This window comes from Ignavibacteria bacterium, assembly GCA_016873845.1.
Classification (GTDB): Bacteria; Bacteroidota; Ignavibacteria; order Ch128b; family Ch128b; genus JAHJVF01.
Map to the genome: position 1 here is coordinate 1 of VGVX01000107.1, position 5556 is coordinate 5556.

A 5556-nucleotide genomic window follows, 5' to 3' on the forward strand; every position below is an offset into this window, starting at 1 on the left:
ATTTGCGAAAAACAAATATAGTGTAGGTATTTACAAAGTGTTTAATAGTAATCGGGCATATGTTTTTTATGCCCCTAAAAACAATTTAGAAAAAATGGTTCATTTATTGTTTGCTGATAGTAGTTTCCAGCCTATGCGCGGATTTCCTTTATTATTAGATTATGCTGATTCTGTTTGCTCAAGATTATTATCACCTGAAGATTTTAAAAACCAAATAGAATCAAAATTAGCACGAAAGAAAATATTAGATTTTGAAAAAACAGAAAGAAGTACAAGAAGAAGGTAGAAAATGGACTCCGATCTTATTGGCTTTATACATTTTGATAAACCAAATATCAAAAGTATTCGAGTCGAAGCTTTAGTTATAAAAGAAAAGTCTTCAAAACTTTTGCGAAATAAGTTTATTAAGATTATAAACTCACAAGCAGATGAACAGAGGAAACGAAAAGAGTTTATCGGCAGAATTTTAGAAGGGCCATTCTTCCAACCAGAAGAAGTAACGCGTGAATCAGCTTTGGCGCAAGTGTCAATATTAAGAGGAGAAGAGTTTCCCGTCCCACCTAATTTTTATGCAACTGTTATTATTGAAATTATAGGAGAATTATTTGGGTCATTTATTTATAGTACTAGCAGCCGCCCAAGTCCTCAATCAAAAGTAGTTGAGCTAGGAGAAGATGATTTGAATGCGATTTTAGGTTTGAAAGATGGCAATTTCTTGGTAGGTCACCTTGAAGGTTATCCTAAAGTTCATATAAAATTTGACTCACGAAAAATTTCAGTTTTACCAAGAAACATAGGAATATTCGGAACGGTTGGTTCTGGCAAGACGAATACAGCACAAGTTCTAATTGAGGAGCTAGCAGAAAGGGAAAAAGACCTCAAAGAAAAATGGGCCGTGGTAATTCTTGATGTAGAAGGTGAATATACCATGATGAATAAACCTGAAGAAGTTGAAGACAAACATTTGAGAAAATTGAGAGAAATATTTGGAATTGAGCCAAAAGGAATTGATGATTTTTATGTACTAAAACTCTGCAATCATGAATCCACAATAGATACTGCAGAAGATGTGACTATTAATATTGATCAAATTGATGAATACATGCTAGGAGAAATTCTTCAAACAACAGAACCTCAGTCTGCTGCATTATTTTCGATAATTGACCAATTAAAAAAACATCCTAAAAAAGAAGAACTTGATCCAGAAAGAATAATACCAAAAACAACCAAAAAATCAGGCTATACACTCAACGATATAATCTCAGAAATTGATAATATTATAGTTAAGCAACGACGATCTAAAAAAGATAAAGATAACGAGTCTGAAGAAAATAAGGTAAATGAAATTTTAGTAAGGGCACAATCACTTATTCCGTTGAAAAGAAAACTGTTGGAGCTAGTTAGAACAAAAGCATTTGATGTTAAAACTGCTTCATCAATTGATCCAAGCAAATATCTCGTACCAGGAAGGGTTACTGTTTTTGATTTAAGCTATACCGGTGATTACGAAAAGAATTTATTAATTGCTCAACTCTTGGAAAGAGTATTCAAGGCCAAAAGGGATGATGCAACATTGCCAAAGACACTAATCATGATCGAAGAGGCGCATACTTTTGTCAGTCGTGAAAATAAAGATAGAATGATACAAACGATTAGAAAGTTAAAGGAAATAGCAAGAAGAGGAAGAAAGCGTTGGCTAAGTTTATGTTTCATTTCTCAACAACCAGCACATTTACCAGGTGAAATATTTGAATTAGCAAACACGCGAGTAGTTCATAATATTCGTAGTAAAAATAATTTGGAGGTTCTAAAACAATCATCAGGCGATGTAACCGAAGAAATGTGGGATTCAGTCCCTGCTCTCAACCCCGGACAAGCAATAATTAACAGCCCTCAATTTAAAAATTCTCTCGTCGTAGAAGTGCGTCATTGTCGAAGCAAGAGGATAAAACAAGAAGACATTAAATAGTTATGTTAGATGCAAAAATCATTAAAGAAAGCTTTGACCCAAAATTAATCACAGCTTTATTTAAGAATTTTTCTAATCCATATATTGCTCTTTTTGAGTTGTTGGATAATGCTGTAGACGATCGTATTGATGGTGAAAAACTTATTGTTTCAATCGACTATGATCCTGGAGAAAGTAAGCTGATAATCAAAAATTTTAACGGGAAGGGAATGTCTATTGATGACCTGGAGAAATTTTTCACTTGGGGACATAGCGAAAAAAGAACAGGAAGAATTGGAAGATATGGTCAAGGAGGAAAAGCTGCCCTAGGATATCTTGCAAAAAGTTTTATAATTAAAAGTCATCCAAAAAATGCATTAATGGGATATTGTGTAAGAGTAAAAGATTGGGAAAATAGAGATATTGGATTTACAGACGGTTTTGAAGTTGATCCGTACAAATCGTTACGCGATCAGGCAAATGTAATATTTGAAATTTCTAATATGAAAAAAGAGTTTACAAAAAAGAATATTATCGATAGAATAAAAAAAACATATCGACCACTAATTACAAAAAATAAAGTAGAGTTTATAGTTGACGGAGAGCTGGTTAAATGTAATGAGATTCTTTATGACAAACAGACATACAAAAGATTTAAGATTGATTTTGACTTAATAGGCGAAAAATATTCAATGACCGGGGAATATGGTATTGTGCCCGATACAACTTCTGAGAGAGGTGGATTTAAAATATACCAATATGGAAGGAATGTCGCAGAAAAGGAATACTTCGGTCATATTGATCCAAGTAAAAGATGGAATGTTGAAAGGCTATATGGCGAATTATATATTGATTTTGATTTACCTCTTTCAATGAATAAATCAGAAATAGATACTGATTCCGAATTATGGATAAATATAAATAAAAAAATGCATGATGAATTAGAGGATATAATACATCAAGCTATAGATTATAAGACACCTACTAAAAAGGAAACTCAAGCCATTAAAAAGTTAAAAGAGAAAATAAGTAAGACAGATTCGAAAGATGAGGTCGGAATTGATTTAACTAATTATGGCCCAAAGTTGTTATACAAAGTCGAAATAGATGATAATGGTAAAAAAATAATTAAAATCAATCGTGGTCATAAAGCATATATTAAGTGGTGTAAATCAGCAGCAGGGAAAAAGTTTTATATAACAATGATTTGTGCTTTAGCAGAAGCAGTAGAAAAGCTTTCTCATAAAGAAGCTGCAAAAGTTCTAAATGAGTTTTCAAATGCAATAAGAAAGAAATCAAACGACTTATTATAAAATTATATTTGAATATCATGGTATCAAATGATAACTTTATTATAAAAGATAAAATTCGTAGTATTTATAAAGAATATTGCAAGGTAATAAAAATAAAATTTCATAAAGTTGAATTTGAAAACTTTTTAGATTTTTTGGAGATTGATTTATATGACTGGGTGGAGGGAAATTTAAAATATTTTAATTTTGAAAATTCAAAACAAAAACAGCATTCTTAATTGCTAGACTCTTAGCATATATCATAGGCGCTAGATTGATAAAAAAATTTACTCCAACTGGCTTTTTACTTTACCAGCGACTTCAAAAATATTTTGAGACAATTGATATAATTTGTGTCACTCGCCACAATCAAACCTCGAACACTTCAATTTGGCACAACCGTGCAAGGCAATTCAATTTTTATTTAAGAGGATTCAAGTATCTTTTTATAATGAATAAGGTTTAACTGCTCCTACCTCTCTTCAAACTTTACTTAGAATACCCAGAAAGGCGATTTATCTTTTAACTTATTCCGATAACTTATTAGAAAGTTGCTAATGGAATTTGAGCCGTGATAATTGCAATTATTTGAAGGATTAATTTATCTTGCACATAAGAAAAATCAAATTCATCTATGAAAAAATCACAAAAGACACGTTCAACTTCTTTAATTCCTGCGGAATCAGTTATAGCCAAGATATTGGTTATAAGGAATCAGCGAGTAATTCTTGATAGAGACTTAGCTTTACTATACGGTGTTGAAACTCGTGTGTTAAAACAAGCAGTAAAAAGAAATAAGAAAAGATTCCCCTTTGACTTCGCTTTTATTCTTAATGGGAGAGAAGTTGATTTAATGGTATCACAAAATGTGATACCATCTAAAAGCTATTTTGGAGGTGCAGAACCATTTGCTTTTACAGAATAGGGCGTGGCGATGCTTTCATCAGTTTTAAAAAGCGATAAAGCGATAGAAGTAAATATTTTAATCATGCGTGCTTTTGTGAAATTGAGAGAGATTATTTCAACTCACAAAAAAGTCGAGGAAAAACTAAAAGAGTTAGAACAAAAGCTTCAAGCACATGATGATCAAATTGTGCAGATTATTCAAGTAATTAACCAGTTGATTACACCGCCAGAAGCTCCGAAGCGAAAGATTGGTTTTGTTATAGAGGAAGGCAGAAAAAGATTTTAGAAATTAATCAGCAAAATGAATAAAGACAGGCAATTCAATAAGTTGAAAACTAATCAATGAGATCCAGTTAACCATTAACTAATAACTAAACCAATGTCCCGCTTCAAACTCTACATAGAATATGAAGGCACGCGTTATTCCGGCTGGCAGGTTCAGAAAAATGCAAGGACTGTCCAAGGTGAAATAATCGGTGCGTGCAAAAAAGTTTTTAAAACAGACGATTTCGAACTTCAGGGTTCAGGCAGAACAGATGCTGGTGTTCACGCTTTGTGTCAAGCCGCACATCTTGATGTGAAGACTGTGCTTGCACCCGAAATAATCCGAATGAGAATGAATGATGCGCTTCCTTCAGACATTAATATTATAGAAGTAGAAAAAGCAAATAGAAATTTTCATGCACGGCACGATGCGGTTTCAAGAAGCTACATTTACCAAATCTCACGACGAAGGACTGCATTTGGAAAACGATATGTTTGGTGGATAAAAGATAAACTCAATTTTCATCAAATGGAAAAAGCAGCAAAGCTATTTCTCGGAATGAAGGATTTGCAGTCGTTTACAGAAGACGACCCGGAAGAAAAATCTACTAAAGTCTTAATAGAAAATATTGAGATGAAGGAAGAAGGCGATTTGATACTGATAAGAATTGTCGGCTCGCATTTCATTTGGAAATTGGTAAGGAGAGTCGTCGGTGTTTTAGCCGAAGTTGGAAGAGGGAAAATTACTATCGCCAAAGTCGATGAGTTAATTCACACAAAATCAAATGAACCGGCAAAATATACTGCACCGCCGTCCGGATTGTTTCTTGAAAAAGTATATTATAAAAACGACAAACCGAATAAAAATCTTGAAAGCGTTATGAGAATATCACATTCAAACTTAAAATAACATTTTAAATGGAACACATATTACGCTGATTATTATGATTTACGCAGATAATACAATCTTGAATAATGTCCATTGCACTCTTGTCAATCATTTTTTGTATTTTTGAACAAGTAAATTGAAAATCAAATAGTTGAAATTAATTGAGAGGAGCTTTTATATGCACGAAAAAAGTATTGAGCTACTAAATAAAGCGGTTGCGGATGAACTGACTGCCGTCCATCAATATATGTATTTCC

General features: G+C 32.7%; 4 protein-coding genes and 1 pseudogene. All 5 read left to right on the forward strand.

What is annotated here, in order from left to right; all coding sequences use genetic code 11:
• Positions 1-289 precede the first annotated feature (289 nt).
• Positions 290-1969, forward strand: coding sequence for an ATP-binding protein (locus FJ213_12635; GenBank protein ID MBM4176997.1), 1680 nt, complete (start codon positions 290-292; stop codon positions 1967-1969).
• 2 nt (positions 1970-1971) lie between these two features.
• Positions 1972-3261 carry a hypothetical protein gene (locus tag FJ213_12640; protein ID MBM4176998.1) on the forward strand — a complete coding sequence of 430 codons (1290 nt, stop codon included), beginning with the start codon at positions 1972-1974 and terminating at the stop codon, positions 3259-3261.
• 613 nt (positions 3262-3874) lie between these two features.
• Positions 3875-4432: pseudogene (locus FJ213_12645) on the forward strand (ORF6N domain-containing protein).
• 93 nt (positions 4433-4525) lie between these two features.
• A complete protein-coding gene (gene truA, locus FJ213_12650) occupies positions 4526-5320 on the forward strand; it encodes a tRNA pseudouridine(38-40) synthase TruA (protein ID MBM4176999.1) in 795 nt (264 codons plus the stop codon).
• A 157-nt stretch (positions 5321-5477) separates the two neighbouring features.
• Positions 5478-5556: bacterioferritin (locus FJ213_12655; GenBank protein MBM4177000.1), on the forward strand; the 79-nt coding region annotated here is incomplete at its 3' end.

Coding starts and splice junctions, on each gene's coding strand:
- FJ213_12640 (MBM4176998.1), top strand. CDS start 1,972: ATGTTAGATGCAAAAATCATTAAAGAAAGCTTTGACCCAAAATTAATC.
- truA (MBM4176999.1), top strand. CDS start 4,526: ATGTCCCGCTTCAAACTCTACATAGAATATGAAGGCACGCGTTATTCC.
- FJ213_12635 (MBM4176997.1), top strand. CDS start 290: ATGGACTCCGATCTTATTGGCTTTATACATTTTGATAAACCAAATATC.